Source organism: Micromonospora humidisoli (assembly GCF_016900955.1).
GTDB classification, from domain to species: Bacteria; Actinomycetota; Actinomycetes; order Mycobacteriales; family Micromonosporaceae; genus Micromonospora; species Micromonospora wenchangensis.
Genome location: NZ_JAFEUO010000002.1, coordinates 386,989 through 413,674, shown reverse-complemented (window position 1 = coordinate 413,674; position 26,686 = coordinate 386,989). Strand labels below are relative to the sequence as shown.

At 73.1% G+C, this 26,686-nt stretch carries 27 protein-coding genes; 14 read left to right on the top strand and 13 right to left on the bottom strand.

Annotated features, from left to right (window positions below; translation table 11 throughout):
• Nucleotides 1–238: 238 nt before the first annotated feature.
• From JQN84_RS07275 to JQN84_RS07260, 4 genes are read right to left on the bottom strand one after another with little or no spacing between them, the layout of a single operon-like run.
• A complete protein-coding gene (locus tag JQN84_RS07275) occupies nucleotides 239–1,045 on the bottom strand; it encodes an inositol monophosphatase family protein (RefSeq protein WP_204957637.1) in 807 nt (268 codons plus the stop codon).
• Nucleotides 1,038–1,490, bottom strand: a complete 453-nt coding sequence (locus tag JQN84_RS07270; RefSeq protein ID WP_088644726.1) for a response regulator — start codon at nucleotides 1,488–1,490, stop codon at nucleotides 1,038–1,040. The genes JQN84_RS07275 and JQN84_RS07270 overlap by 8 nt, the downstream gene beginning before the upstream one ends.
• Complete coding sequence (locus JQN84_RS07265) at nucleotides 1,487–3,331, bottom strand: sensor histidine kinase (RefSeq protein ID WP_204957636.1); 1,845 nt, start codon at nucleotides 3,329–3,331, stop codon at nucleotides 1,487–1,489. The genes JQN84_RS07270 and JQN84_RS07265 overlap by 4 nt, the downstream gene beginning before the upstream one ends.
• Nucleotides 3,328–4,545 carry a PP2C family protein-serine/threonine phosphatase gene (locus tag JQN84_RS07260; RefSeq protein ID WP_239484963.1) on the bottom strand — a complete coding sequence of 406 codons (1,218 nt, stop codon included), beginning with the start codon at nucleotides 4,543–4,545 and terminating at the stop codon, nucleotides 3,328–3,330. The genes JQN84_RS07265 and JQN84_RS07260 overlap by 4 nt, the downstream gene beginning before the upstream one ends.
• 268 nt (nucleotides 4,546–4,813) lie before the next feature.
• On the opposite strand from JQN84_RS07260, the gene JQN84_RS07255 reads away from it, so the two are divergent.
• From JQN84_RS07255 to JQN84_RS32530, 6 genes are all read left to right on the top strand, one after another.
• A complete protein-coding gene (locus tag JQN84_RS07255) occupies nucleotides 4,814–7,210 on the top strand; it encodes a M28 family peptidase (protein ID WP_204957634.1) in 2,397 nt (798 codons plus the stop codon).
• A 63-nt stretch (nucleotides 7,211–7,273) separates the two neighbouring features.
• A complete protein-coding gene (locus tag JQN84_RS07250) occupies nucleotides 7,274–7,615 on the top strand; it encodes a type II toxin-antitoxin system HicB family antitoxin (protein ID WP_145923058.1) in 342 nt (113 codons plus the stop codon).
• 63 nt (nucleotides 7,616–7,678) lie between these two features.
• Nucleotides 7,679–8,128 carry a GNAT family N-acetyltransferase gene (locus JQN84_RS07245; RefSeq protein WP_204957633.1) on the top strand — a complete coding sequence of 150 codons (450 nt, stop codon included), beginning with the start codon at nucleotides 7,679–7,681 and terminating at the stop codon, nucleotides 8,126–8,128.
• Nucleotides 8,129–8,239: 111 nt separating this feature from the next.
• Complete coding sequence (locus tag JQN84_RS07240; RefSeq protein WP_204957632.1) at nucleotides 8,240–8,629, top strand: hypothetical protein; 390 nt, start codon at nucleotides 8,240–8,242, stop codon at nucleotides 8,627–8,629.
• Entirely contained in the window at nucleotides 8,626–8,817 is a 192-nt protein-coding gene (locus JQN84_RS07235; protein ID WP_204958237.1) for a type II toxin-antitoxin system RelE family toxin, read from the top strand. The genes JQN84_RS07240 and JQN84_RS07235 overlap by 4 nt, the downstream gene beginning before the upstream one ends.
• Nucleotides 8,778–8,888, top strand: coding sequence for a type II toxin-antitoxin system RelE family toxin (locus tag JQN84_RS32530; RefSeq protein ID WP_204957631.1), 111 nt, complete (start codon nucleotides 8,778–8,780; stop codon nucleotides 8,886–8,888). The genes JQN84_RS07235 and JQN84_RS32530 overlap by 40 nt, the downstream gene beginning before the upstream one ends.
• A 6-nt stretch (nucleotides 8,889–8,894) precedes the next feature.
• Here JQN84_RS32530 and JQN84_RS07225 read toward each other — a convergent pair whose 3' ends face one another.
• The 3 genes from JQN84_RS07225 to JQN84_RS07215 all read right to left on the bottom strand — a co-directional run bounded on the left by JQN84_RS07225 (nucleotide 8,895) and on the right by JQN84_RS07215 (nucleotide 9,702).
• Nucleotides 8,895–9,149, bottom strand: coding sequence for a Smr/MutS family protein (locus JQN84_RS07225; RefSeq protein ID WP_067315484.1), 255 nt, complete (start codon nucleotides 9,147–9,149; stop codon nucleotides 8,895–8,897).
• Between the two features lie 68 nt (nucleotides 9,150–9,217).
• Nucleotides 9,218–9,412, bottom strand: coding sequence for a helix-turn-helix transcriptional regulator (locus JQN84_RS07220; RefSeq protein ID WP_067315487.1), 195 nt, complete (start codon nucleotides 9,410–9,412; stop codon nucleotides 9,218–9,220).
• Between the two features lie 77 nt (nucleotides 9,413–9,489).
• Nucleotides 9,490–9,702, bottom strand: coding sequence for a helix-turn-helix transcriptional regulator (locus tag JQN84_RS07215; protein WP_204957630.1), 213 nt, complete (start codon nucleotides 9,700–9,702; stop codon nucleotides 9,490–9,492).
• 300 nt (nucleotides 9,703–10,002) lie between these two features.
• On the opposite strand from JQN84_RS07215, the gene JQN84_RS07210 reads away from it, so the two are divergent.
• On the top strand, nucleotides 10,003–10,245 hold the full coding sequence (locus tag JQN84_RS07210; protein ID WP_204957629.1) for a hypothetical protein: 243 nt from the start codon (nucleotides 10,003–10,005) through the stop codon (nucleotides 10,243–10,245).
• A 32-nt stretch (nucleotides 10,246–10,277) separates the two neighbouring features.
• On the opposite strand, the gene JQN84_RS07205 is transcribed toward JQN84_RS07210, so the two are convergent.
• Nucleotides 10,278–10,646 (bottom strand): tetratricopeptide repeat protein, encoded by a 369-nt coding sequence (locus JQN84_RS07205; RefSeq protein ID WP_088644718.1) that lies wholly within the window; start codon nucleotides 10,644–10,646, stop codon nucleotides 10,278–10,280.
• 92 nt (nucleotides 10,647–10,738) lie between these two features.
• Nucleotides 10,739–11,509 carry an ROK family protein gene (locus JQN84_RS07200; protein WP_204957628.1) on the bottom strand — a complete coding sequence of 257 codons (771 nt, stop codon included), beginning with the start codon at nucleotides 11,507–11,509 and terminating at the stop codon, nucleotides 10,739–10,741.
• 441 nt (nucleotides 11,510–11,950) lie between these two features.
• On the opposite strand from JQN84_RS07200, the gene JQN84_RS07195 reads away from it, so the two are divergent.
• The 3 genes from JQN84_RS07195 (at nucleotide 11,951) to JQN84_RS07185 (ending at nucleotide 14,782) form a co-directional block, all read left to right on the top strand.
• On the top strand, nucleotides 11,951–13,588 hold the full coding sequence (locus JQN84_RS07195) for an ABC-F family ATP-binding cassette domain-containing protein (RefSeq protein WP_204957627.1): 1,638 nt from the start codon (nucleotides 11,951–11,953) through the stop codon (nucleotides 13,586–13,588).
• Between the two features lie 37 nt (nucleotides 13,589–13,625).
• Nucleotides 13,626–13,940, top strand: coding sequence for a hypothetical protein (locus JQN84_RS07190; RefSeq protein WP_088646124.1), 315 nt, complete (start codon nucleotides 13,626–13,628; stop codon nucleotides 13,938–13,940).
• Nucleotides 13,941–14,056: 116 nt separating this feature from the next.
• A complete protein-coding gene (locus JQN84_RS07185; protein WP_204957626.1) occupies nucleotides 14,057–14,782 on the top strand; it encodes a methyltransferase domain-containing protein in 726 nt (241 codons plus the stop codon).
• A 70-nt stretch (nucleotides 14,783–14,852) separates the two neighbouring features.
• Here JQN84_RS07185 and JQN84_RS07180 read toward each other — a convergent pair whose 3' ends face one another.
• A complete protein-coding gene (locus JQN84_RS07180; RefSeq protein ID WP_204957625.1) occupies nucleotides 14,853–15,851 on the bottom strand; it encodes a LacI family DNA-binding transcriptional regulator in 999 nt (332 codons plus the stop codon).
• Nucleotides 15,852–15,978: 127 nt separating this feature from the next.
• Between JQN84_RS07180 and arfA the strand changes: the two genes are divergently transcribed.
• Nucleotides 15,979–17,490: an arabinosylfuranosidase ArfA gene (arfA, locus tag JQN84_RS07175; protein ID WP_204957624.1), complete on the top strand. Its 1,512-nt coding sequence runs from the start codon at nucleotides 15,979–15,981 to the stop codon at nucleotides 17,488–17,490.
• 67 nt (nucleotides 17,491–17,557) lie between these two features.
• Here arfA and JQN84_RS07170 read toward each other — a convergent pair whose 3' ends face one another.
• Nucleotides 17,558–19,060 carry an amino acid permease gene (locus JQN84_RS07170; RefSeq protein WP_281902608.1) on the bottom strand — a complete coding sequence of 501 codons (1,503 nt, stop codon included), beginning with the start codon at nucleotides 19,058–19,060 and terminating at the stop codon, nucleotides 17,558–17,560.
• Between the two features lie 460 nt (nucleotides 19,061–19,520).
• Between JQN84_RS07170 and JQN84_RS07165 the strand changes: the two genes are divergently transcribed.
• Together JQN84_RS07165 and JQN84_RS07160 are read left to right on the top strand one after the other, a co-directional pair.
• Nucleotides 19,521–21,194, top strand: a complete 1,674-nt coding sequence (locus JQN84_RS07165) for a glycoside hydrolase family 10-like protein (protein ID WP_307821063.1) — start codon at nucleotides 19,521–19,523, stop codon at nucleotides 21,192–21,194.
• A gap of 171 nt (nucleotides 21,195–21,365) precedes the next feature.
• A complete protein-coding gene (locus JQN84_RS07160; RefSeq protein WP_204957623.1) occupies nucleotides 21,366–21,908 on the top strand; it encodes a phospholipase in 543 nt (180 codons plus the stop codon).
• Between the two features lie 62 nt (nucleotides 21,909–21,970).
• On the opposite strand, the gene JQN84_RS07155 is transcribed toward JQN84_RS07160, so the two are convergent.
• Nucleotides 21,971–24,799, bottom strand: a complete 2,829-nt coding sequence (locus tag JQN84_RS07155; protein WP_204957622.1) for an ATP-binding protein — start codon at nucleotides 24,797–24,799, stop codon at nucleotides 21,971–21,973.
• 169 nt (nucleotides 24,800–24,968) lie between these two features.
• Nucleotides 24,969–25,196, bottom strand: a complete 228-nt coding sequence (locus tag JQN84_RS07150; protein WP_204924783.1) for an FmdB family zinc ribbon protein — start codon at nucleotides 25,194–25,196, stop codon at nucleotides 24,969–24,971.
• A gap of 56 nt (nucleotides 25,197–25,252) precedes the next feature.
• On the opposite strand from JQN84_RS07150, the gene JQN84_RS07145 reads away from it, so the two are divergent.
• Complete coding sequence (locus JQN84_RS07145) at nucleotides 25,253–26,683, top strand: lytic murein transglycosylase (RefSeq protein WP_372445944.1); 1,431 nt, start codon at nucleotides 25,253–25,255, stop codon at nucleotides 26,681–26,683.
• Nucleotides 26,684–26,686 lie beyond the last annotated feature (3 nt).

The window sequence follows — 26,686 nt, the reverse complement described above, 5'->3', positions numbered from 1 at the left end:
CCGACGCCCGACCGGGGGCCGGTGCGGCGGCGGTCCCGCCGGCCCCGGTTGGCGGCCTGGGGGCGGAGACCGCCGGTCACATTACCGCAATCACGCCCGGTCACCAGGCCCGTGCCGGCACCGGACGGCGACCCTCGACCGGGAGTGTCGAGCCGGTAGCCGAGGGTCCACCGTCGTCGATCCCTCAGGCGGTGGAGCCGGTGGCGCGGCCCGCCGCGCCCCGGAACCGGACCGGCGGTCAGTCGCCGAGCAGGGCGGCCCGGACCTCGTGCCAGGTCTGCTCGTCGGAGGCGACCAGCAGGCCGGTGCCGTCGTCGGCCGGGTGGTAGTCGGTGCCGTCGAAGCGTCGGGCCACCCCACCCGCCTCGCGCACCAGCAGCGCACCGGGGAGATGGTCCCACGGCAGGGTCCGCCAGAACATGACGAACTGCTGGTCGCCGGTGAGCAGGTCGAGGTACTCCCGCCCGGCGCAGTGCTGGCCGGGCAGCAGCTCCCCGATCCGGCTGCGGCCGGCCGCCACCCGGTCCCGGGTGGCCCGGGGCAGGTACTGGACCATCGCGGTGCCGCGCAGCCGATCCGGCGGCAGGACGGGGTTCTCGCGGACCGGCCGGCCGTCCAGGCGGGTGCCGGCCCCGGCGCGGGCCACGGCCATCGTCCCGGCCAGCGGGTCGAACACCCAGGACGCGGCCGGCTCACCGCCGGAGAGCAGGGCCACCATCAGCGCGAACGGTCGCCGTCCGGCGGCGAAGTTCCCCGTCCCGTCGATCGGGTCGACCACCCACACGTCGCCGTCGCCGCGCAGGTGACGCAGCAGCGACCCGTCCTCGGCCACCGCCTCCTCGCCGACGACCAGGGAACCCGGCAGCAACCGGCGCAGCCCCGCCGAGATCCGCTCCTCGGCCCGCTGGTCGGCGACGGTGACCAGGTCGCCCGGTGCCTTCTCCGTGACGTCGGCGTCGTCCAGCTTGCGGAACAGCGGCAACACCACGCCCGCCGCGGTCTCCCGCAGCAGCGTGTCGACGTCGTCGAGCAGGTGGTCAGCCACGCGGCGGCAGCTTGACCACGCTGACGAAGAACTCGTCGATCTGCCGGACCACCGAGATGAAACGCTCGAAGTCCACCGGCTTGGTCACGTAGGCGTTGGCGTGCAGCTGGTAGCTGCGCAGGATGTCCTCGTCGGCCTGGGAGGTGGTCAGCACCACGACCGGGATACGGCGCAGCTCCTCGTCGTTCTTGATCTCCTCCAGCACCTCCCGGCCGTCCCGGCGGGGCAGGTTCAGGTCGAGCAGGATCAGGTCGGGGGTCACCGCGTCCGCGTACCGACCCTCGCGCCGCAGGTAGGCCAGCGCCTCGGCGCCGTCGGAGACGACCGTCAGCCGGTTGCGGAGCTTGTGCTCCTCGAACGCCTCCTGGGTCATCAGCACGTCGCCCGGGTCGTCCTCGACCAGCAGGACCTCGATCGGGCTCTTGCCGTCCGCCGGCGCGGTCATCCGACCCTCTCCTTCGTGCCACCCGTGGTGCCGTGCCCCGGCGGCCCGCCGGGTGGGTCCTCGTCCTGCGTGCCGTCCGGTTGCCGGCCGACAGGCGTCGGTCGGTCAGCCGGCTCGGCGTCCCCGGCCGGGCGGGACGCGTCGTCGGACGTCGTCGCCGTGCCGCCCCCGTCGGGCGCTGCCGGGACGTCCCCGTCGGATCCTGCCGGGACGTCTCCGTCGGGCCCTGCCGGGGCGTCCTCACCGGTCGCCGTCGCCGGGCCCGCCTCGGCGGCCACCTTCGCCGCTTCGACGTCCTCCGGCCGGGCCGGGAGGGTGAACCGGATCGCCGTCCCCTCGGCCTGGTCGGTGTCCACCCAGACCCGACCGCCGTGGTACTCGACGATCTTCTTGACGATGGCCAGGCCGATGCCGGTGCCAGGGTAGGCGTCCTTGGCGTGCAGCCGCTGGAAGATCACGAAGATCTTGTCGGCGAACTCGGGCTCGATGCCGATGCCGTTGTCCGCGCAGGTGATCTCCCACTCGTCGCCGACCAGCCGGGCCGAGACCCGCACCTTCGGCGCGACGTCCGGGCGGCGGAACTTCACCGAGTTGCTGACCAGGTTGACCAGCAGGTTGGTGAGCAGCGGCTCCTCGCCCCGGATCACCGGCAGCTCGCCCCAGGTCAGCTCGGCGTCGGCGTACTGCCGGCCCGGCTCGGTCTGGCTGGCCACGTCGCCCATCACCCGGTTCAGGTCGACGTCGACGAAGCCGGTGGTGAGCCGGCCGATCCGGGAGAACGCCAGCAGGTCGTTGATCAGGCGCTGCATCCGCTGCGCGCCGTCGACGGCGAACGCGATGTACTGGTCGGCCCGCTCGTCGAGCTGCCCCGCGTACCGGCGTTGCAGCAGCTGGCAGAAGCTGGCCACCTTGCGCAGCGGCTCCTGGAGGTCGTGCGAGGCGACGTAGGCGAACTGCTCCAGGTCACGGTTGGAACGGGTCAGTTCCTCGGCCTGCTTCTGCAACTGGCTGTTGACCCACTCGATGTTCTCCCGGGCGGCCCGCACCTCGGCCAGGTCCTTGGCGATCTTCTGCCGCATCACGTCGACGTCGTCGGCGAGCCGGCGGAACTCCGGCGGCCCCGACCCGGCGATGTGGTGCTGGTAGTCACCGGCGGCGACCTCCCGCACCTGCTGGGCCAGGCCGGTCAGCGGCCGGATCACCATCCGCTCCAGGGAGAGCAGCATCAGGGTGCCGGCGAGGACGACCACCACCGCCGCGACGATCAGCAGCATCACCAGCATGTTGCCGGTCCGCTCGATGTCCCGGGCGCCCCGCTCCCGCTCGGCCAGGATCGCCGTCTGGAGGTCGCCCACCGACGTCCGGATCTCGTCGAACTGCTGCCGCGCCTGGGCGGTGATCAACGCCTGGCCGGCGGCCGTGCCGCTGCTGCCGGTCGTCGCGATCACCGGCTCGGCCACCGTCCGCCGCCAGTCCGCCGCCTGCTGCTGCGCCGTGCGCAGCGCATCCACGATCGCCGGGTAGTCACGGCCGAGGTCGGCGATCGTGGCGGCCACGTCACGCTCCTGCCGCACCCCCTGCTCGTACGGGGCCAGGTCGGCGCGGTTGCCGCTGACCGCGTACCCACGGACGCCCGTCTCCTGGTCGAGCAGCACGTTGAGCAGTTCCTGCCCCTGCACCCGCAGCGGGCCGGTCCGGGTGAGCAGCGTGTCGGTGTAGGCGCGGTTCTTCGCCGCCACCGCCGCCTCGGCCACGGCCAGCCCGACCAGCAGCACGCCCACCAAGGCCAGCAGCGCCAGCACCCGGCGACGCAGGGTCCACCCCCGGCGGTACGTGTTCACCGGCCACCGCCCCGGGTGACCAGCAGCATGGCGACATCGTCGGCGAGTGGCCCGCCGTTGATCTGCTCGGCCCGACCGACCAGCCAGGCGGGCAGCTCGGCCAGCGGCACGGCGTGGTTGGCGCGCTCCTGGAGCAGGCCGGTCAGCCCGTCGACGTCCAACCGCTCGTCGCCGTCACCCACCCGCCCCTCGATCAGGCCGTCGGTGTACATCAGCAGGGACCAGTCATCGGTGTCGAACTCCAGGTCGAACGCGACGGGACGGCGGGGTCGTACGCCGAGCAGCAGGCCACCCCGGGCCGGGACCGGCGCGACCTTGCCGCCGGACAGCAGCAGCGGCGGCGGGTGGCCGGCCAGCCGGACGGTGGCCCGGTTGGCGGCCAGGTCGAGCCGGGCGGTGGCGACGGTGGCGAAGATCTCCTGGAGCCGGCGCTCGCTCATCAGCACCTGCTCCAGGGCGGGCAGCACCTCGTCGTCGGGCACCCCGGCCAGGATCAACGCCCGCCAGGCCACCCGCAGCTCGACGCCGAGGGCGGCCTCGTCCACCCCGTGCCCGCAGACGTCGCCGACGATCAGGTCGACCCGGTCCGGCCGGGTCTGCACCACGTCGAAGAAGTCCCCGCCGATCAGCGCCGCGTGCCGGCCCGGCCGGTAGAAGGTGTGCACCGCCACCTCGTCGGTGCTCATCAGCGGCTGGGGCAGCAGGCCCCGTTCCAGTCGGGCCGACTCGGCCTGGCGCAGTTCGACCTCGCGCAGCCGGCGGGCGTTCTCGTCGGCCCGTTTGCGTTCCACCGCGTAACGCAGGGCGCGGGTCAGCAGCACCCCGTCCACCTGGCCCTTGACCAGGTAGTCCTGGGCGCCCTCGGCGACCGCGACGATGCCGAGGTGCTCGTCGGAGCGACCGGTCAGCACGCAGACGGCCGCACCGCTGGACATCTCCAGCACCCGACGCAGCCCGTCGAGGCCCTGCGCGTCGGGCAGGCCCAGGTCGAGCAGGACGCAGTCGACCCCGGCGATGCGCTGCCGGGCCTCGCTGAGGCTGGTGGCGACCAGCAGGTCGATCATCGAGTTGGTCTCGGCGAGCAGCTCACCGACCAGGAAGGCGTCGCCCTCGTCGTCCTCGACCAGCAGTACCCGCAGCCGTTCACCCGGCGGCAGGTTGGGGTGCGGCCCCAGCCCGCCGTGCGGGTACGGCACGACGGAGGGCCCGGCCATGCCCGGCCCCCGGTGCGACCGGGTCACCGCCGCGAGACGCGGGAGTTCGCTGGTGATGTCGGGCTCCTTCCGAGTGCCCTGCTGATCCTGTATTAGACAACGGTCGCACACAACACGGTCCGCCCGGTCCGGGCGTTCCCGGGCAAGGCCGTCACCAGGTGAGCGTCCGCTCAGCGCCGCGCGTCACGGTTCGGTTCCGGTACGCCCCGGCCGCGCCCCGCCGGGGCAGGATGGTGCACCACCCCCGCACCACCCCCGAGGAGTTCCCGTGGGCGCACCCCCCGCCTCCGCCGCCGACCGGGCCCTGGCCCGCCCCCGGCGTCGTCCACCCGCCGCCCTGGCCGCCCTGCTGGCGCTGGTCGCGGTGGGCGCGGTCGTGCTGGTCACCCTGGCCACCCCGACGCCCCGGCCGGTCGACGCCCCGGCCGACGAGTTCAGCGCCGGGCGGGCCTACCGGACCGTGCAGACGGTGGCGCAACGCCCGCACCCGGCCGGCAGCGCCGCCAACGACCAGGTCCGTGAGCACCTGGTCGGGGTGCTGAGCGGGCTGGGCCTGCAGACCGAGGTGCAGGACACCGTCGCCCCGGAGGCCGGGCAACTCAGCGGGGCGGCCGGCGGGGCCACCTTCGCCCGGGTCCGCAACGTGGTGGCCCGACTGCCCGGGACCGCCTCCACCGGCCGGGTGTTCCTGGTGGCGCACTACGACTCGGTGCAGACCGGCCCGGGTGGCAACGACGACGCGGCCGGCACCTCCACCGTGCTGGAGGTGGCCCGCGCGCTGGCCGCCGGCCCCCGGCCCCGCAACGACGTCGTGTTCGTGCTGACCGACGCCGAGGAGGCCTGCCTGTGCGGGGCGGCGGCGTTCGCGGCGAGCCACCCGCTGGCCGCCGACGGCGGGGTGGTGCTCAACCTGGAGGCGCGGGGCTCCACCGGCCCGGTGATCATGTTCGAGACGTCCCGGAACAACGCCGAACTGGTGGCCGCCTTCGGCCGGGGCGCCCCGCACCCGGTGGGCACCTCGTTCGCGGTGGAGATCTACCGGGCGCTGCCCAACGACACCGACTTCACCGCGTTCCTCGACAACGACTTCGTCGGGTTGAACGCGGCGTACATCGACGGGGGCGCGATCTACCACACCCCGCTGGACACCCCGGCGGCAATGGACCGGGGCAGCCTCCAGATGCACGGCGACAACGCGCTCGGGCTGGCCCGGGAGTTCGGCCGCGCCGACCTGACGGCGCTGCGCGCAGGTCACGACGCCACCTACTTCCCGGTGCCGGGCGGGCTGGTCCGCTATCCCGGCTGGCTGACCTGGCCGCTGGCCGCCCTGGCGGTGCTCGGGGTGCTGGCGCTGGGCTGGCTGGTCCGGCGCACCGGCCGGGCCGGGGCCGGTCGGCTGGCCGCCGGGTTCGGGCTGGCGCTGGTGCCGATCGTGGCCGCCCCGGTCGCCGCCCAACTGCTGTGGGCGGGGATCACCGCGCTGCGCCCCGGCTACGCCGAACTGCTCGACCCGTACCGGCCGGTCTGGTACCGGCTGGCGGTGGTGGCGCTCGCCGCCGCGATCCTGCTCGCCTGGTACGCGCTGACCCGCCGCCGGGTCGGCCCGGCGGCGCTGGCCGTCGGCGGGCTGGGCTGGCTGGCCCTGCTCGGGGTGGTGCTGGCGGCGCTGGTGCCCGGCGGGGCCTACCTGGCCACCCTGCCGGCGCTGGCCGGCGTGATCGCCGGCCTGGTGGCACTGCGTACCCGGATCGACGGCCTGTGGCCGGTGGTCGCGGTGACCCTGGCCGGGGCGGTCGCCGTGGTGATCCTGCTGCCCACCGTGGTGCTGCTCTTCCCCGCGCTGGGGATGGCGATGGGCGGGGTCGCGGCCCTGTTCGCGGTGCTGCTCGGCCTGGCCGCGCTGCCGCTGCTCGACCTGCTGCACCCGGCGGCCGGCGGCCAGCGCGGCCTGGTCGCCGCCCGGGCCCGCCGGCTCGCCGCGCTGCCGGCCGTCGCCGCCACGCTCGCCGCCGCCCTGTTCGCCGGGGTCGGCCTGGCGGTCGACCGGTTCGACGCCGACCACCCCGTGCCCACCCACCTGATGTACGCCCTGGACGCCGACACCGGCACCGCCCGGTGGGTCAGCCGGGAGGCCGCCCCCCGGCCCTGGACCGACGGGTACGTCGACGGCCCCGCCTCGCTCGACGACTTCCCCGGACTGGGGGAGACGGACCTGCGTGGCGGCCCGGCCCCGGCGGCGAACCTGCCCGCGCCGACGGTGCGGGTGCTGGCGGACACCACCGCCGGTGGGCTGCGCACCCTGCGGCTGCGACTGCTTCCCCAGCGCACCGTCCGGCTGGCCACCCTGCATGTGGATGCGACCACCGCCGAGGTGACCCGGGCCGAGGTGGCCGGGCGTGAGGTGCCGGTCGGGCGGCAGCCGACCGTCGAGGAGGCGAAGGCCGACCGGTGGGGCTTCGGCATCGTGTTCCACGCCCCGCCTGCCGAGGGGGTCGAGATCACCCTGACCGTGCGGCCACGGGCGGGGCAGGTGGCGCTGCGGGCGATGGACGCCAGCGACGGGCTGGCGGGGCTGCCGGGGTTCCGGGAGCGGCCGGCGGGGGTGGGGGTGGTCGGCTCGCACACCTCGGAGATGTTGGCGGTCGCCCGCACGTATCCGTTCTGACGAGCGCCTGCCGCTATAGCACCACAGGCGGTACCATATGTCTGGAGCGTGGGAGGCCTTGTGATGCAGGATGTTCGCCCCGAGGTGAGTCACTACTCCTATCGCGTCACGTGGTCGGCCCAGGACAACGAGTTCGTCGCCACCTGCGCCGAGTTTCCCTCGCTGTCCTGGCTGGCCCCCTCTCAGATCGAAGCCCTGCAAGGGCTTCAGGACCTGCTGAGCGAGGTGGTCGCGGACCTGGAGCAGCAGGGCGAGGAAGTACCGGAGCCGTTTGCCGATCGGAGCTACTCGGGCAAGTTCAACGTGCGCGTCGGCGAAAGCCTGCACCGCGAGTTGGCCATCCATGCCGCAGAAGACGGGATGAGCCTCAACCAGTACGTCGTACGGAAGCTGTCGGCAGCCTGAACACGGTGGGATGGCCCGGATAACCGGTCGCCCGGACCGGCGGGGCGGACTACGGTCCGCAGGATGCGGCTGGAGAAGGTCACCCCGGAGAACTACGAGGCGGCGCTCAAACTGTCGGTGCGCCCCGATCAGGAGGATCTGGTCGGGCCGGTGGTCAAGTCACTGGCCGAGGCGTACGTCTTCCCGGACATCGCCTGGCCGAGGCTGATCTTCGACGGCGACCGGCTGGTCGGCTTCCTGATGGCCTTCCTCGACTACGCGTGGGGCGACAACCCCGATGATGTCCGGTCCGGCCTCTGGAAACTCAACATCGCGGCCGACGACCAGGGAAAGGGTTACGGGCGGTTCGCCGTCGAGGCGGTGTGCGCGGAGATCCGCGCCCGGGGCGGCAACCGGGCGTACGTCACCTGGGTTCCCCGGGAGGGCGGGGCGGAGGGCTTCTATCTGAAGCTGGGCTTCCGGCCGACGGGTGAGCAGAGCGACGGGGAGACGGTCGCCGTCCTGAACCTCTGACAATGAGGATGTAGGAGCGGGTCACCCGGCTGGGCTGACTCAACCCTCTGACGGATTCCAGCCGACACCGCCTCAGCTGGTTGTCCGGCTCCGGGGCAGTCCAGCGTTACCATGACCTCCATAACCGCCGCACACGCGTTCGAGTATGAGGTTCCGCCTCATGCCGGTCCGCCGTCCGAGGCCGTCGAGGCGGCTGAGGATGGCAACGTCGTCTACCTGACTCGTCAGGGGCAGCGGGTGGCGGCGATGGGGCCACCGACGGCGCTCGATCCGCAGGGTCTTGAGAAGATCAGACAGTATCTGGGAGCGGTGGCCAGAAACCCGAACCGGACACCCGCTCTGCGCGCCTCGGCTCGTGAGGAGCTTGCGCGGCTCGACGAGATCATGGAACAGGTGATCGACGAGGAGGACGCCCAGGCATGCGACGACGCACTGGCGTCGATGCGTGCTGGTGAGTCGACGCAGCCGTGGAGCGCGGTCAAGCGGGAGCTCGACCTGTGACATGGAAGCTCGAGCTCACCAATGCTGCGGCGCGCGAACTGGCCAAGCTCGATCGCCCCACCCAGGTCCGGATCGCTGCCGCGATCGATCAGCTGGCAGTTGACCCTCGGCCCGCCGGCTGCGTGAAGCTGTCCGGTGGCGATACCAAGTGGCGCATCCGGGTCGGCGATTTCGGATCGTCTACCTGATCCTGGATGACCAGGCTTTGATAGCAGTCGTGCGAATCGCCCACCGGAGAGAGGTATACCGGTCCTTCTAGGGCTGGCTACTTCCAGCGGAAGTGGACGAAGAGGCGGCCGAAGTTCTTGGAGTCCTTCTCGACCCGGTGGTAGAGCTGCTTGACGTCCTTTTGGTCGAGGAAGCGCAGCACCTTCTTTTTGAGCTGGCCGGACCCCTTACCCGGGATGATCTCGACCAGGGTGGCCTTCTTCGCCACCGCCTCGTCCATGATCCCGCGCAGGGCGCGGTCGATGTCGTGACCCTTGTTGAAGATGTCGTGCAGGTCCAGCTTGAGCTTCATCCCGCCTCCCCCACCTGCGCAGCCGCCATGGCAGGCCCATCGTAGGCCGGCAGACGTCGGAGCGAGGCTCAGGCTTCGTCGGGCAGGTTCGGCCGGTGCTCGCGGATCCAGGCCTCGATGTCCTCGGTACGCCAGATCCGACCAGTGGCGAGCGACTCGTAGGGCTTCGGCCAGTCGGGACGCTTCATCAACTGCTCGACGCGCTGCCTGCTCACGCCCAGCCGCATCCGGATCTCGTACGCGCCCATGAGATGCCGGCCCATGAACGGGAGGCTACCGGGGTACGCCTCGCCACTCTCAGCGACGAGCGGTCAGCCCGATACCTACCCAGCGGCCGAACTCAGACGGGCTGTTCCTCGTCGTCGGCCTCGCCGAGGTGAGGGCGGTGTTCGCGGATCCACGCCTCGACCTCAGCCTTCAGCCACACAGCACCCATCCCGAGCCGGTCGTACGGCTGGGGGAAGTCGGGCCGGTCGATGATCTGCCGGGCCCGTTGTCGGCTGACGCCGAGCCGCGTCGTGATCTCGCCTGCCCCGTAGAGGTGGCGTGGCACGGCGCGAGAGTAGCCAGACCGCCAGTAGTCAAACCGCAGCTAGTCAGACTGCATCTTGTCTAATACACCCTTGCATCTTGACAAGTAGCGAGTAGGCCCACACGCTGGACTGATGTCGCAACAGCCCTCCCGACCCGCTCGTCCCACACGCTGATGGCCGACGCCACGGAGAACTCGATGGACCTCAGCCGCACCGGCGTCGGCAGACCGCATGACCGGTTCGTCACCGCAACTCGACGAAGCTCGAACGCCTCGCCGGTGCACGCCCGCCCAGGCGGGGCTGCCCGGCCACACGTACCGATGCGGCCGCTCTGGTTGTGCCGGGTGTGCGCCGCTCCCTGGCCGTGTCAGCCCGCCCGGCTGCTACTGATCTTCGAATACCGGCGGGACCGGGTCGGGCTGTCCATCCACATGGCTGGGCAACTGTTCGACGCCACCGGCGACCTGGCGACCCTCAACCCGAACGCCGTACCGCCCCCGGCGGAGCTGTTCGACAGGTTCCTGGCCTGGACCAGACGCGGAACCGGGCCGGGGGAAGGCTAGAAACCCTCCCCCGGCCCGGCGCGGTCTGCGACTCACCGACCGTTGCCGACCCGGCTCTCCACCCGGCGCAGCGCGGTCACGTAGTCGTCGTTGGTCGAGTGCATGGCCGCCGCGATGCGCAGGTGCCGCAGCGCGTCCGGGTAGCGGTTGAGCCGCTCCAGCGTCCGGCCCAGCACGTGGTGAGCGTAGTGGTCGCTGGGGTCCCGGTCGACCAGCTCCCGCAACTGCTCCTCGGCGCGGCCGAGCTGGGCGGTCTGGAAGTACGCCCGGGCCAGCAGCTGACGTACGGAGGAGTTGCCGGGCTCGGCCGCCACGATCGGCTCCAGCAGCCGGACCGCTCCGCTCGGGTCACCCATCTCGAAGTACATGGTCGCCCGTCGGTACTCCGCCAGAAGATCCATCCCGACCCACCCCCTCGCGTCACGTCGCCATTGCTCCGACGCTGGCACAACACCGGGCGTACCGCGAGTGTTCCTGGGGGTCGACTTGTGGCTCAGGAGGCCGGCTCGTCCCGTTCGCCGGTCAACTGCCAGGCCCGGACACCGCCGACGATTCCGGCCGTGTTGGGCACGATCACCACGTCGTCGCCCATCCGGGCCACCTGTTCGGGGCGGATCAGCCGCGAGTTGCCGCCGCCGAGATAGAGCCGGTCCCAGCGGAACACCGGCCGCAGCCCGTCCACCACCTGCCGGATCCGCCGGGACCAGAAGGCGTCGCCGAGCCGCCGCCGCTCCGGCTCCCCGACGTACGTGTCGTAGGTGGTGCCCCAGCGGACCGGGGCGTGCGACAGCTCCAGGTGCGGGGCGAGCCGCCCACCGTCGAACAGCGCGCTGCCCAGCCCGGTGCCGAGGGTCAGCACCAGTTCACAGCCGGTCCCGGCGACCACCCCGGCACCGTGCACCTCGGCGTCGTTGAGCACCAGCGCGGGAATCCCGAACGCCTCGGTGACCGCCCGCCGCGCGTCGTACCCGGACCATGCGGCGAGCAGGTCCGGGTCGACCCGGCTACGCGGCCCGGACCGGGTCACGTAGTGCGGCGTGGCTACCACCACCCCGTGCCGGATCATGCCCGGCATCCCCACCGTGACCCGGTCCGCCGGGGGCAGCCGGCCGGCCAACTCCAGCAGCGTCTTGACGAACAGCTCGGGCGGCAACGGGTACGGGGTGTCGACCCGGATCACCGGTGCCCGCAGGGTGCCGTCCCCGTCCAGCACCGAGCCCTTGATGCCGCCGCCCCCGCAGTCAACCGCGAACGTCAATCCCACACCCCCACCTTGCCCCACCCGCCACCGTTCCTCCCGCCCCTCCCTCATCTTTCGCCGACCGGGCCGGCAGCCCGACCGCCGACCCACCCGCCGGCCGGAAGACCTGACGGAGGTGGTGACGGGCGACAGTGACCGACGGATGCGGTCGGAGCACAGGATCGTGGAGAGTTCTTGTCGCCATAGCCGCAAGAACTCTCCACGATCAGGCGCACGGACCCCCGGTCCCCGCACCGGGCACCCCACCCGGTGGTCCCGGACCGGTCACCGAGGCCGCAGTGGTCCGGCAGCCGTGGCGGCAGGGCCGACCACCGGGGCCGGCGGCCGGACGGCGGCGGTGGGCCAGCCACCGAGGCCGGTCACCGGGCCCGCCGTGGCCGGCAGCCGGGGCCGGGCCGCGCGGTGTCCCCGCCCCGGACCGACGGACGCTAGGCTCGGGACCTCATGAGCGCCACGATGATCGCCAAGGGACTCGCCGCCGGGCACGGGGAGCGGGTGCTCTTCAGTGACCTCGACCTGGTGGTCGCCCCCGGTGACGTGGTGGGGCTGGTCGGGGTCAACGGGGCCGGCAAGTCGACGCTGCTGCGCACGCTGGCCGGGGTGCAGCCGGTAGAGGAGGGCGGTGTCACGCTGAGCCCGCCGGGAGCCTCGGTGGGCTACCTGTCGCAGGAGACGGAACGGCGGACGGGCGAGACGGTCCGCGACTTCCTGGCCCGGCGGACCGGCGTCACCGGGGCACAGGCCGCCCTGGAGGCGGCCACCGGGGCGCTCACCGCGGGCACGGCCGGTGCCGACGACGCGTACGCCGGGGCGTTGGAGCGGTGGCTCGACCTCGGCGGGGCGGATCTGGACGAACGCGCCGAGCAGGTCGCCGCCGAGTTGGGGCTCACCGTCGACCTGGACCACCCGATGACCGGCCTGTCCGGTGGCCAGGCGGCCCGCGCCGGGCTGGCGTCCCTGCTGCTCAGCCGGTACGACGTCTTCCTGCTCGACGAACCCACCAACGACCTGGACCTGGCCGGCCTGGACCGGCTGGAGCGGTTCGTCACCGGGCTGCGCGCCGGCACGGTGCTGGTCAGCCACGACCGGGAGTTCCTGACCCGGACGGTGACCCGGGTGCTCGAACTCGACCTGGCGCAGCAGCAGGTCCGGCACTACGGCGGCGGCTACGGCGCCTACCTGGAGGAGCGGGAGGTGGCCCGCCGGCACGCCCGCGCCGACTTCGAGGAGTACGCCGAAACCCGGGCCGCGTTGGAGGCCCGCGCCCGCACCCAGCGGGCCTGGATGGAGAAGGGCGTGAAGAACGCCCGCCGCAAGGCCACCGACAATGACAAGATCGGCCGGAAGTTCCGGACCGAGGCCACGGAGAAGCAGGCGGCCAAGGCGAAGCAGACCGAACGGCTGATCGAACGCCTCGACGTGGTCGAGGAGCCCCGCAAGGAGTGGGAGCTGCGGATGGAGATCGCCGCCGCGCCCCGGGCCGGTGCGGTGGTGGCCTCGCTGCGCGACGCGGTGGTCCGCCGGGGCGACTTCACCCTCGGGCCGGTGAACCTCCAGGTCGACTGGGCCGACCGGGTGGCGATCACCGGGGCGAACGGCTCCGGCAAGACCACCCTGCTCGGCGCGCTGCTGGGCCGGTTGCCGCTCGACGGCGGGCACGCCGCGCTCGGTCCGGGGGTGGTGGTCGGCGAGGTGGACCAGGCCCGGGGGCTGTTCCTCGGCGACCAGCCGCTGCTGGAGGCGTTCGGGGCCGCCGTACCGGACATGGCACCGGCCGATGCGCGGACGCTGCTGGCCAAGTTCGGCCTGCGCGCCGCGCACGTGCTGCGGCCGGCGGCGACACTGTCGCCGGGCGAACGGACCCGGGCGGCGCTGGCGCTGCTCCAGGGCCGGGGGGTCAACCTGCTGGTGCTGGACGAGCCGACCAACCACCTCGACCTACCGGCCATCGAGCAGTTGGAGTCGGCGTTGGCCGGCTATCCGGGGACGCTGCTGCTGGTCACCCACGACCGGCGGATGCTGGAGGCGGTCAGCGTCGACAGGCGGCTGCGGGTCGCCGACGGGCGGATCGCCGAGGACTGATCCGCGCCGTCCGGCAGCGGCGGGGTGACAATGGGTCATGCTCAGATGGGAGTACGCGCTGCTGGTGCGCCGTCGCCAGCCGACCGCCTCCGACCTCAGCTGGGAGGTCGTCTTCGTCTGGTACGGCCCGGACGGCTCGATGACCGACGTCACCGCCTACGGCGACACCGCGCTGGCCCACCTGAACCGGGCCGGTGACCAGGGCTGGGAACTCGTCGGGATGAGCGAGGACCCGTCCCTGGAGGGCCACAACGAGCTGCACCGCTACCACCTCAAGCGGCCGAAGGCGGCAGGTGCGCCCCGGCAGCGCATCCGGGCCGTCGGCCGGCCCACCCGACGTGCCGGCGGCTGACCCGGGTGCCGGCGGCTGACCCGGTCGGCGGTGACGGCTGACCCGGGCGGCGCTGGCGAAACAGATCGGGTGGTGTGCCGGGCCGGGAAGCGGGTAACGGCCGGCGGGAGGTGGCCATGGTCGCGCTGGCGCAGGCACCGCCCTCGGCCGAACGGCTGCGGGCGCTCGACGGGTTCCTCGAAGCGGCCTGGGCCGAGCAGGCCCACCACGACGAGCGGTTACGCGGGCTCGGCATCGAGGTGCGGTTCGACCGGGGGGTCGCCCACCTGAGCGGGGAGGTGCCGGGACCGGAGCAGTTGCGGCTGGTCCGCGAGCTGGTCGGCCGGCTGGCCGGGGTGTACGGAGTGTGGGGGCGGGTGCGGGTCGACGGCCGGGACCCGGTGGTGGTGGACCTGGGCTGCGGCGGACAGAAGCAGTACCCGACGAACCTCGGGTTGGACATCTTCCCGGCCGCCGGGGTGGACGCGGTGGCGGACCTGTCCGGGTCGCTGCCGCTGGCCGACGACTCCGTCGACGTGATCTTCACCGTGCACATCCTGGAGCACCTGATCGACTTCCTGCCGCTGCTGGACGAGTGCCACCGGGTGTTGCGGCCGGGTGGCGTGCTGCACGTGATGAGCCCCTGGTGGGGGCATGTCAACGCGGTGGCCGACCCGACCCACGTCCGGCTGCTGGACGTACAGACGATCAAGGGGGTGTGCGGTCAGCGCCCGCCGGGGACCCCGCGCTGGTATCCGCTGCACGCCGGCTGCGACGGCGCGTCGATCTTCGCCGACCTGACCCCGCTGCCCGCCGACGCGCCGCCGGTGTCCCCGGCCCACCTGGCCCGTTTCTTCGACTGACCGAACCGGACCCCGACGGCAGCGGCGAAACGGCAGCCGCCGGGGCCGGTAGCGCGGGCGGACGACGGCGTCAGGCGGTGCTCTCCCGCAAGGACAGCCGGTGCGGGGCGGTGACCTCCCGGGCGGGCGCGTCCCGCTCACCTGCCAGCCGGCCGGCGAGCAGGTCGACGGCGAGCCGGGCGATCCGTTCCTTGTCCGGGCTGACCGTGGTCAGGGTGGGGACGCTGAACCGGCCGTCCTCGATGTCGTCGAAGCCGGCGACGGCGACGTCGGCGGGGACCCGCAGGCCGGCCTCGTGCAGGGCGCGCAGCGCGCCGAGGGCGAGGGTGTCGCTGAAGCAGAAGACCGCGTCCGGGCGGACGCCGGAGGCGAGCAGGTGGCGCACGGCAGCGGCCCCGTCGGCGCGGTGCCAGGCCGGTGTGTCGGCGACGAGGCGTTCGTCGTACCGGATGCGGGCCTGCGCCAGGGCGGCGGTGTAGCCGGCCAGCCGGAGGCGGGCGCCGGCACCCCCGGGGGTGTGTTGCGCGCCGACGGCGGCGATCCGGCGGCGGCCGAGACCGATCAGGTGGGCGGTCATCTCCCGGGCGGCGGTCACGTTGTCGATCATCACGTGGTCGGCCCGGCCGTGGTCCGTCCGCTCGCCGAGCAGCACCATCGGCAGTTCCAGCCCGACGAGGTCGTCGGCCGGAAGCGACAGCGGACTGAAGATCAATCCGTCGATCATGTGGTCACCGATGCCGGCGGCGGCCACCCGTTCCCGTTCCCGGCCACCGCCGGTCTGGTCGATGAGCACGGTCCAGCCGTGGCCGGCGGCGGCGGTGACCACGTGCCGCGCCAGCTCGGCGAAGTAGGGCACGTCCAGCTCCGGCACGGCGAGGGCGATCACGCCGGTACGCCCCTTGCGCAGGTTGCGGGCCGACAGGTTGGGTCGGTAGCGGAGTTCGGCGATGGCGGCCTCGACCCGGGCCCGGGTGTCCGGGCGGACGTGCTGGTAGCCGTTGACCACGTTCGACACGGTCTTGACCGACACCCCGGCCCGCTCGGCGACGTCCTTGAGGCGGTGGCGCACGTGCCCGTTCCCTCCCGTGTCGGTGGCCCGCGACAGATCCTTTACAACGTTGGCGACAACGGTATACAAACGCGGGGCGGTGCATCGACCGCAGTCGCTCCGACCAGCTCAGGGAAGAGGTGGGCCCGTGCGTGCAGCGCGGATGACGATCGACCCGGCCTTCACGATCGGCCCGGTGGACCGCCGGCTCTTCGGTTCCTTCGTGGAACACCTGGGCCGCTGCGTCTACGGCGGCATCCACGAGCCGGGGCACCCGAGGGCCGACCCGCTCGGCCTGCGCCGCGACGTGCTGGAGCTGACCCGGGAACTGGGCGTCACCGTGGTCCGCTACCCCGGCGGCAACTTCGTCTCCGGCTACCGCTGGGAGGACGGCGTCGGCCCGGTCACCGACCGCCCCCGCCGGCTCGACCTGGCCTGGAAGACCATCGAGACCAACGCCTTCGGCCTCGACGAGTTCATGGCCTGGGCCACCGCCGCGCAGGTCGAGCCGATGATGGCGGTCAACCTCGGCACCCGGGGTGTGCAGGAGGCGTGTGACCTGCTGGAGTACACCAACCACCCGGGCGGCACCCGGCTGTCCGATCTGCGCCGCGCACACGGCGCGCAGCAGCCCTACGGGGTGCGGCTGTGGTGCCTCGGCAACGAACTGGACGGCCCCTGGCAGGTCGGCCACAAGACCGCGCAGGAGTACGGCCGGCTCGCCGCCGAGACCGCGCGGGCGATGAAGCTGATCGACCCCTCGATCAGCCTGGTCGCCTGCGGCAGTTCCGGCCGGGGCATGCCCACCTTCGCCTCCTGGGAGGCGACCGTGCTGGAACACACCTACGAGCAGGTCGACTACGTCTCGGCGCACATCTACTACGACCCGACCGACGGCGACCGGGACAGCCTGCTCGCCTCGGCCGTCGACATGGACCAGTTCATCGACGAGGTCGTCGCCACCGCCGATCACGTGGCCGCCCGGCTGCGGCAGTCCCGCAAGCTGAAGATCTCCTTCGACGAGTGGAACGTCTGGTACCAGTCCCGCGTCCAGGGCGACCTGGACGGGCGCGGTTGGGTCGAGGCACCGGAGCTGCTCGAAGACGACTACACGGCCGTCGACGCGGTGGTGGTCGGTGACCTGCTGATCACCCTGCTCCGGCACGCCGACCGGGTCGGCGTGGCCTGCCAGGCGCAGCTCGCCAACGTGATCGCCCCGATCCGTACCCGCACCGGCGGGCCGGCCTGGCGGCAGAGCATCTTCCACCCGTTCGCCCTGACCGCCCGGTACGCCACCGGCACCGTGCTACGCACCGAGCCGGTCGCGCCGCACTACGCCACGAAACGGTACGGCGACGTGCCGGTGCTGGACACCGTCGCGCTGCACGACGAGGAGTCCGGCGCGCTGACCGTGTTCGCGGTCAACCGGGGCACCGACGACCTCCCGTTGGAGATCGACCTGCGGGGCCTGTCGGGGCTGCACCCGGTGCGGCACCTCGCCCTCGTCGCCGGGGACGACCCGGATGCGGTCAACACCGAGGCCGAGCCGGACCGGGTGGCCCCCCGGGAGCTGTCCACCGGCACCGTCGACGGCGACCGTTGCACCGTACGCCTGCCGGGGATCTCCTGGAACCTGCTGCGCTTCGCGCCGCACCCCTGACCCCGCCGGGTCCGGCGACGGCGGGGCGGGTGCCGGCCGGTGGTCCCGGCCGGCACCCGCCGGGCGGTCAGGCGGAGGCGGGTTCCTTGGCGTGCTCCTCGGCCTCCCGGACGGCCAGCCGGTTGTGCCGGTAGCCGTAGCAGAAGTAGACGACGCCGCCGAGCGCCATCCAGATCAGGAACCTGATCCAGGTCTCGACCGACAGGTTGAGCGTCAGGTACAGGCAGGCCAGCGCGGTGAAGATCGGCAGCACCGGGGAGAACGGCACCCGGAACGGCCGCTCCAGGTCGGGGCGCTTGCGGCGCAGGATCGGCACCGCGATCGAGACGATCATGAAGGCGCAGAGCGCGCCGATGCTGACCAGGTCGGCCAGGGCCGACAGCGGCAGGAACCCGGCGAGCACCGCCACCACGACCGTCATCACCGCCGAGATCCGGTACGGGGTCCCCCAGCGCGGGTGGATCTTCGCCACGGCGGGCGGGAGCAGGCCGTCCCGGGAGATGGCGAAGCCGATCCGGCCCATGGCCACCAGGTCGACCAGGATCACGCTGGTCAGGCCGGCGACGGCGGCGATGGAGACGAGCACCCCGGCCCAACCCGCGCCGACCGCGTTGAAGGCCGCCGCGATCGGGGCACCCCGGTCGATCTCGGTGTACGGCACCATGCCGACCACGACCAGCGAGACGCCGATGTAGAGCGCGGTGGAGATCAGCAGGGTCCCGAACAGACCCAGGGTCAGGTCCCGCTTGGGCCGCCGGGTCTCCTCACCCAGGTTCGCCACCGCCTCGAAGCCGGTGTACGCGAAGAAGACCACGGCGGCGGCGGTGAGCACCCCGACGAAACCGAAGACTGAGGGTTCCAGCCCGAACAGCGCCTGGGTGACCGGCTGCTTGATCCCGTCGTCGCCGGCACCGGCCGGCTCGGCCGGCGGGATGAACGGGGTGAGGTTGGCCGCCTTGACGAAGAACAGCCCGGCGACCACGACGAAGACGCAGACGCCGACCTTCACCAGGACCAGCAGGTTGGTGATCCGGGCCGACTCGCGGATGCCGACGATGGCGACCACGCCGAGCAGCAGCACGATGCCGATCGCCCCGAGGTTGACCACGCTGCCCTCCTCGGCGAACCAGGTGCTCGGCAGGCCGAACAGTTCGGCGAGGTAACCGGACCAGCCCCGGGCCACCACCGCCGCACCGAGCGCGAACTCCAGCAGCAGGTCCCATCCGATGATCCACGCGACGATCTCGCCCATCGTGGCGTACGCGTAGGTATAGGCGCTGCCGGCGGTCGGCACACTGGACGCCAGTTCGGCGTAGCAGAGGGCGGCGAGCAGGGCGACCGCCCCGGCGATGGCGAACGAGATCACCACACCCGGCCCGGCGCTGTCGCGCGCCTCGATGCCGGTGAGGGTGAAGATGCCGGTGCCGATCACGATGCCGATGCCGAAGCCGGTGAGGTCGCGGGCCCCGAGTCGTCGTTTCAGACCGGGGGTGCCGTCACTGCCGTCGGCGTTGCCCTGGGCAACCACGTCCCTGATCGGTTTGGTTCGCAGCACGGACACTGCGCTCACCCCTCCCACCACCGCGACCGCCCTGCTGACAGCCGGTGCCGGGCGTTGCTACCCACCCCGACCCCGCCCCAATCACCACGCCCCATCCACACCCGGTTTCCCACCAACCACTTTCGGTCACCCCCACCCGCGTCCCACCCCTTGCACCAGAACCCCAAGTATGAAAATTTCCTCCCATCCCCCCACCCACCCCGCCACTTCCCTCCACCCTCCCCTCCCCTCCCCCTCTCCCCTCCCCCACCCCCGCCGTCCCCGCCATCCCCGGTGATCAAGAGGTTTACGTCAATCCGAGCGCATCAGGTGACGCAAACCTCTTGATCAACTGACGCAAACCTCTTGATCACCGGGGGCGGGACGCCGGAGGGACCGGGGGGAGGTGGCAGGGCAGGAGGCGGAGGGGGCGGGGGAGGGGGAGGGGTGGCGGCGGGTGAGGGCGGGACCGGATGAGGGGGAGAGTGTGGTGCGAAGGCTCGGGATCGGTGTGGTCGGGTTGGTGCTGGTGGTGGTCGGTGGGCTCGCGGCGAGCGGGCCGGCGGCGGCCACCGGCGGGGGTGGCGGGGCTGCGGCGGTCGGGCCGGCCGCCGGCAGCGCCACGGCGGGTGACGCCTGTGTGGTCGATCCGGCGGTGCCGAAGCGGCAGTTCCGGGCGATGTGGATCTCGTCGGTGGTGAACATCGACTGGCCGAGCGCGGGTTCCCGTACCGCCCCCGACCGGATCGCCGCCCAGCAGGCCGAGTACCGGGGCTGGCTCGACCTGGCACAGCGGCTGCATCACAACGCCGTCGTGGTGCAGGTCCGGCCGACCGCCGACGCGTTCTGGCCGTCGCCGTACGAGCCGTGGTCGGAGTACCTGACCGGGGTGCGGGGACAGGATCCGGGCTGGGACCCGCTGGCCTTCCTGGTCGCCGAGTCGCACCTGCGGAACCTGGAGTTCCACGCCTGGTTCAACCCGTACCGGATCTCCATGCCGGCGCCCGGGGGCGCGGGCGCGGACCTGGGGCAGCTCGCCCCGGGGCATCCGGCCCGGCAGCACCCGGAGTGGACGTTCGCCTACCCGCCGGCCGGCGTCGCCGGCAGCCGGTTCTACTACGACCCGGGGGTCCCGCAGGTCCGCGAGTTCGTCCAGACCGCGATGCTCGACGCGGTACGCCGGTACGACATCGACGGTGTGCACTTCGACGACTACTTCTACCCGTACCCGAGCGGCAGCTACCAGGTGCCCGACGACGCCACGTTCGCCGCGTACCACCGGGGGTTCACCGACCGGGCGGCCTGGCGGCGGGACAACATCGACCTGCTGATCCAGGAGACGGGCACCCGGATCAAGGCGGTGAAGCCGTGGGTGAAGTTCGGGGTGAGCCCGTTCGGCATCTGGCGCAACGTCAGCGTCGACCCGGCCGGCTCGGACACCACCGGCAGCCAGTCGTACGACATCATCTCCGCCGACACCCGCAGGTGGGTCAAGCAGGAGTGGATCGACTACATCGTGCCGCAGCTCTACTGGTACATCGGCCAGTATCCGGCCGCCGACTACGCCCGGCTGGTGCCGTGGTGGGCGCAGACGGTACGCGGAACCCGGGTGCAGCTCTACGTCGGCCAGGCGGACTACAAGAGCGGCGATCCGGCGTACGGCACGTACTGGATGAACCCGCAGGAACTGTCGGATCACCTGACGTTGAACCGGGCGTACCCGGAGGTGCTCGGCAACGTGCACTTCTCGGCGGTGCAGGTGCGGGCCGACCGGCTGGGCGCGACGAGCCGCTACGCCGCCGCGCACTACTCCCGGCCGGCGCTGGTGCCGACCATGGCGCATCTGCCGGCGAAGCCGCTGCCGCGCCCGGTGCTCACCCGCGCCGAGCGGACCGCCGACGGGGTGCGGCTGCGCTGGCGGCAGCCGGTGCCGGGCACCGCCACGTCGTACGCGGTCTACCGATTCGACGGGCCCGGGCCGGTCGACGGGTGCGGCCGGGCCGACGCCACGCACCTGCTCGGCACGGTCCGGGCCGCCCCGGGGCAGCCGCAGTCCTGGGTGGACGACACCGCCGAGCCCGGCCGGGCGTACACCTACCAGGTGACCGCGTTGGACCGGGCGTGGAACGAAAGCGCCGCCTCGCCGGCCCGGGTGGTGCGCTGACCGGACGCGGACGCCCCGGGCGTCGCGACGCCCGGGGCATTCGTCTGTTTCGACGCATGTCACCAATACGTCGCCTCCGCCCCGCCCCACCGACCGGATATTGATCGAGACTGATCGAATTCCGGTTACCAGCCGGTGACGCACCGTACCGCCCATCCCGCGGAGGAACCCGTGTCCCGTCGTCTCGCCACCGCCCTTGCCGCCGGCGCGTTCGCCCTGCTCAGCGTGCTCGGCGTCGGCTCGCCCGCGTCCGCCGCGGTGAGCACCTCGCAGAAGCTCAGCGTGCTCAGCAGCTGGACCCAGACCAGCGCCAGCAGCTACAACGCCTGGAACTCCGGCCGCCTCAACCAGGCCGGCTGGGCCGACTACGGTTTCGACTGGTCCACCGACTACTGCTCGTCGAGCCCGGACAACCCGCTCGGCTTCACCTTCAACCTCGCCTGCTACCGGCACGACTTCGGCTACCGCAACCACAAGGCGATGGGGATCTTCTCGGCCAACAAGTCCCGCCTGGACAGCGCCTTCTACGAGGACCTGAAGCGGGTCTGCGCCACCTACAACTCCGTCGTCCGGCCGGCCTGCACCAGCCTGGCCTGGACGTACTACCAGGCGGTCAGCATCTTCGGTTCGGTCGCCGCCGTCTCGCAGGCCGACCTCGACCGGGCCGCCCGGATGAAGGCCGACGCCGAGCGGGCCGCCGCCCGGCGCGGCTGACCCCGCCGGGGCCGACACCCGACCTGTGGTGCCGTCCAGGGTTCCCCGGACGGCACCACAGGTCAGGCCCACTCCTCCCGACGGTCGGCCTCACGGTGGTGGACCGGCCTGGGCGTCAACGGGCCGGTCGCCCGGAACCGGATCGAGTCGGCCGCCAGGTCCGGATGCTCCACCGCGAACGCCAACGCCGCCGCCTCCTCCAGGCCCAGCTCACCACCCTCGCCGTAGGCGGCGTCGAAGGCCGCGTCACCGAGGATGCGCCGCAGCTCGGCCTGCTGCTGGAGCCAGTACGTGCCGTAGATGCCCGGGGTGCCGCGCAGCCGCGCCCGGGTCGCCTGGGCCGCACCGAACAGCCGGGCCGCCGTCAACGGCTCCCCGCCCAACGCGCACCGCACCGCCACCGCGTTCACCGTGTCGCAGGCCCGCCCGTGGTAGCCGTGCCCCATCCGGGCCCGCAACGCCACCAGCAGGTGCTCGTGCGCGGCCACCAGGTCACGCCGGGCCAACGCCACCATGCCCAGCAGCATGTCCACCGACCGGTAGCCCCGCTCCACCGGCCGGGCCGCCTCCACCGGTCGGGCCGCCCCGAGCAGCTCCGCCGCCTCCGTCAACGCGCCCCGCCGCCACAGCAGCTCGGCCAGGTTGTAGACGGCCAGCAGGGCGTCCCCGCTGACCTCCAACTCGCCCGCCCAGTCGATGACCTCCCGGCAGACCCGCTCCGCCTCGGCGAACTGCCCCATGTCGACGAGCGGCACGGCCCGCCCGGCGAGCACCCGGGCCAGCAGCCCCGCGTCGCCGGCCTGCCGGGCCGCCGCCTCCGCACGCTGCGAGAACCGCAGCTCCTCGGCGAACTCGCCGTCCGCGCCGGCGTGCAGCGAGTGCAGGTGGTACGCCGCCGCCAGCTCCGCCTCGGGAATCGCCTCGCCGGTCTCGGCGATCCGCCCGTACAGCCGGAACAGCCACAGCCGGGCCTCCCGGGACAGCCCGCGCTCGCGCCACCACTGGTCCAGCCCACCGGCCAGCCGCAGCCCGGCGCGGGCGCTGCCCCTGGTGGCCGACCAGCGCAGCGCCGAGCGCAGCTCACCGGCGAGCGGGTCGACCGCGTACAGCGACAGGGTGACCGGTCGGCCGTCCGCCCCCAGGTGTGCCCGGTGCAGCGCGTGCTGGGCCCAGGCCACGTGCCGGTCCCGGGCGGCCTGCTCCTCACCGGTCTCGACCAGCCGACGCGCCGCGTACGCCCGGATCGGGTCGAGCATCCGGTAGGTGCTGCCCGAGGCGTGCGGCTCGGCCAGCACCATCGACTTGTCCACCAGCACCGACAGCGGGTCGAGCGGGTCGTCACCGATCAACCACTCCACCGTGGCCAGGTCCACCGGCCCGGTGAAGACCGCCAACCAGTGCAGCAGCCGGGCCGCGCGGGGCCCCAACGTGCGGTACGACCAGGTGACAGTGGCCTGCATGGTGAGGTGCCGCTCGGTCGCCGACCGCTGCACCGCCCGGTGCGCCGGGCTCGGCGGCGTCTGGCCGGAGGCCGCGGCGACCAGGTCCACCGTGTCCTGCTGGTTGCCCGCCCAGCCCCGCTCGGGGGGCCGCTCCGGCACCCCCCGACCGGCGTCGAGGGTGCCCAGCATGTCGTCCAGCCGGGCCGCCAACTGGCCGGCGGAGAGCACCCGCAACCGGGCCGCGGCCAGCTCGATCGCCAACGGCAACCCGTCCAACCGCTGCACCACCCGACGCAGGTCCGCGGCCTCGGTCCACTCCGGTGGCCGCCCGCCCCGGGCCGCCGCCGTACGGTCCAGCAGCAGCGCCACCGCGTCGCTCTCGGTACGCCCCGGCTGCGGGTCGACCGCCAGCGGCGGAATCCGCCACACCACCTCGCCGGGCAGACCGAACGCCTCCCGGCTGGTGGCCAGCACCCGCAGCCCGCTGCCCCCGGCGAGCAGCCGCGAGATCACCTCGGCGCAGGCCGCCGGCTGGGCGTCACAGGTGTCCAGCACCACCAGCATCCGCCGGACGGCCGCGTACTCGACCAGGGTGTCCAGGATCGGGCGGCCCGGTTCCGGCCGGGCCCCGAGCACGGCGGCGATGGCGAACGCCACCAGCCCCGGGTCGGTGACCGTGGCGATGTCGACGAACCACACCCCGTCCGGGTACGCCTCCACCTGGCCGGAGGCCACCTCGACGGCGAGCCGGGTCTTGCCGGCCCCACCCGCGCCGACCACCGTGACCAGCCGCTGGCGGCGGATCAGCAGGTCCAGCTCCACCCGCTCGGTCTCCCGGCCGACGAACGAGCTGACCTGGGTGGGCAGGTTGTGCGCCAGCGCCTCGGCGGTGTTCGGGCGGGGGAACTGCCGTTCCAGCCCCGGCGCGACGAGCTGGAACAGCCGTTCCCGGTCGTCGAAGCCCCGCAGCCGGTGCAGGCCCAGGTCGATCAGGGTGGCCCCGGCGGGCAGCGGGTGGGCCAGCCGCTCGGTCGACGCCGAGCAGAGCACCTGCCCACCGTGCGCGGCGGCGGCCACCCGGGCGGCCCGGTGCACCTCGGGGCTGGCGTACTCGCCGTCGCGGGGCTCGGCGAAGCCGGTGTGCAGTCCCATCCGTACCCTCGGCGCGGCCTCCGGGTTGGGCCAGTCGTGGGTGGACAGCGCCCGCTGCGCGGTCAGGCAGGCGGTCAGCGCCGCCGACGCGTCCGGGAAGGCGAGGAAGAACGAGTCCCCCTCGGTGAGCAACTCCGCGCCGTCGGTCGCGGCCAGGGTGTCGCGCAGCAGCCGGCGGTGCTCCCAGAGCACCGGGCGGTAGTCGGACCCGAGCAGTTGGGCCAACCGGGTGGAACCTTCGATGTCGGTGAAGACGAAGGTCACCCAACCGCTCGGGAGGTGCATCCGTGGCGACATGCGTGGACCTCCGCCCCTGACGTCGGGTTCATGCTGCCCTATGGTCGACCGGTCACGCATCGTAAGAACGGTCGGGCGATATCAGACCCAAGGGGTCACTCATCCCGGCGTACCGGCCTGCCGAACCGTTACATCGGGCCGGTTGCGGTGCGGTCGGTGGCCGGCCAGGTCAACAGCCGCAGCCGCCGCCGCAACAACCACCGCCGGCGGCGGGACCCGCCGGGGCGCCGCCGGTGGCGGAGCCGCCCCCACGTCCGGTGACCGCCACGGTGGACAGCAGCTTGACCGTGTCGGCGTGACCCTGGGGGCAGTCGGCCGGCGCACCGGCCTCGGCCATCGGTCGGTTGACCTCGAAGGTGTCGCCGCAGGCGCGGCAGCGGAACTCGTACCGGGGCATGGGCCCACCCTACGGCCGGACCTGACTCCCCGGCCGACATGGGTGATACTCAAACAGTGGTGAGCGGCGAAGATTCGACGGAACGGCCCCTGCGCGCAGCGACCCCGCCCGAGGACGTGCCTCCCGCTCCGCGTCGCGGCTGGCTCCCCCGGCCCCGCCGACCCCGCCACGACACCCTCACCCCGCCGGCCGCCGGACCCGCCGCCGGTCCTCCCCCGGCCGCTGCTCCTCCGTCGGCCGCCGGGACGGACGCCCGTCCCGGGTCCGATGCGCCGGCCGCCCCGGGCGGCGGGACCGGGCCCGCCGAGCCGGCCGCCCCCGGCGCAGGGACCGAGCCCGCCGGACCGGCCGCGAGGACCGACGGGACCGCGAACGCCGACGCCGGGGAGGTTTCCGAGCCGGCCGCAAAGACCGAGCCGGCCGCAGAGACCCAGCCGGCCGCAGAGACCCAGCCGGCCGCGGAGAAGACCGAGCCGGCCGCGAAGACCGACGGGACCGGGGAGAGCGGCACGGGCGACAGCGCCGCAGCCGGGGTGAAGACCGGTCGGCGGCGGCGGGTGCCGTTCGCCCACGCCGTCCGGCTGCCGCCGCCCCGGCAGGCGGTGGGAGCAGCGACCCGGGCCACCCGGGCCTGGTCGCGCCGGCCCAGCGGCCGGTTGACCCTCCCCGGCCTGTTCCTGTTCGCGCTGGTCGCGGCGACCGCCGCGGTCGGTGCGGTGGTGGTGCCGAGCGCGGTCCGGGCACCCCGGCCGGTGGCCGTGGACGACAGCGCCTCCGCCGGCCCCGAGGCCCCGTCGGCCGGGGCGACCACCGGAGTGCCGGTGTTCCCGGGTGTCACCCCCACCCTGCCGCTGGGCAGCTTCCCGTCGGCCGGGGCCGTGCCGAGCGGGTCGGGCGTACCGCCCGCCGCCGGCCGGCCCGCCGACGCGCTGGGCGACTGGGCCCGGGTCACCGGCAGCAAGGCGGGCGTCTCCCCGATCGCCATGCAGGCGTACGGCTACGCCGAACTGGTGCTCGCCCAGACGAACCGGAGCTGCCAGCTGAGCTGGACCACGCTCGCCGCGATCGGCTACGTGGAATCCCGGCACGGGCAGGCCAACGGCGCGACCCTCGGGCCGGACGGCCGGGCCGTACCGGAAATCATTGGTGATCCACTCGACGGCAAGGGCGGGCGGTCCCTGATCCGGGACACCGACGGCGGGCTGTTCGACCGGGACACCGTCTACGACCGGGCGATCGGGCCGATGCAGTTCATCCCGACCACCTGGCAGCAGGTCGGCGCGGACGCCGACAACGACGGCCGCAAGGACCCGCACGATCTGGACGACGCGGCCCTCGCCGCCGGGAACTACCTGTGCCAGGGCGGCCGGAACATGACCATCCCCGGCGACTGGTGGGGGGCCATCCTCTCCTACAACGACGTACGCCGCTACGCGCAGGACGTCTTCGACAAGGCCCAGGAGTACGGGCGCGCAAGCCGTACGTGAGGT

Excerpts from the sequence above, each read along its gene's own strand:
- JQN84_RS07195 (WP_204957627.1), top strand. The coding sequence starts at position 11,951 with ATGAGCGCCACGATGATCGCCAAGGGACTCGCCGCCGGGCACGGGGAG.
- JQN84_RS07190 (WP_088646124.1), top strand. The coding sequence starts at position 13,626 with ATGCTCAGATGGGAGTACGCGCTGCTGGTGCGCCGTCGCCAGCCGACC.
- JQN84_RS07210 (WP_204957629.1), top strand. The coding sequence starts at position 10,003 with ATGCGGCCGCTCTGGTTGTGCCGGGTGTGCGCCGCTCCCTGGCCGTGT.
- JQN84_RS07240 (WP_204957632.1), top strand. The coding sequence starts at position 8,240 with ATGACCTCCATAACCGCCGCACACGCGTTCGAGTATGAGGTTCCGCCT.
- JQN84_RS07250 (WP_145923058.1), top strand. The coding sequence starts at position 7,274 with ATGCAGGATGTTCGCCCCGAGGTGAGTCACTACTCCTATCGCGTCACG.
- JQN84_RS07245 (WP_204957633.1), top strand. The coding sequence starts at position 7,679 with ATGCGGCTGGAGAAGGTCACCCCGGAGAACTACGAGGCGGCGCTCAAA.
- JQN84_RS07260 (WP_239484963.1), bottom strand. The coding sequence starts at position 4,545 with ATGGCCGGGCCCTCCGTCGTGCCGTACCCGCACGGCGGGCTGGGGCCG.
- JQN84_RS07205 (WP_088644718.1), bottom strand. The coding sequence starts at position 10,646 with ATGGATCTTCTGGCGGAGTACCGACGGGCGACCATGTACTTCGAGATG.
- JQN84_RS07155 (WP_204957622.1), bottom strand. The coding sequence starts at position 24,799 with ATGTCGCCACGGATGCACCTCCCGAGCGGTTGGGTGACCTTCGTCTTC.
- JQN84_RS07270 (WP_088644726.1), bottom strand. The coding sequence starts at position 1,490 with ATGACCGCGCCGGCGGACGGCAAGAGCCCGATCGAGGTCCTGCTGGTC.
- JQN84_RS07225 (WP_067315484.1), bottom strand. The coding sequence starts at position 9,149 with ATGAAGCTCAAGCTGGACCTGCACGACATCTTCAACAAGGGTCACGAC.
- JQN84_RS07220 (WP_067315487.1), bottom strand. The coding sequence starts at position 9,412 with ATGGGCCGGCATCTCATGGGCGCGTACGAGATCCGGATGCGGCTGGGC.
- JQN84_RS07185 (WP_204957626.1), top strand. The coding sequence starts at position 14,057 with ATGGTCGCGCTGGCGCAGGCACCGCCCTCGGCCGAACGGCTGCGGGCG.
- JQN84_RS07150 (WP_204924783.1), bottom strand. The coding sequence starts at position 25,196 with ATGCCCCGGTACGAGTTCCGCTGCCGCGCCTGCGGCGACACCTTCGAG.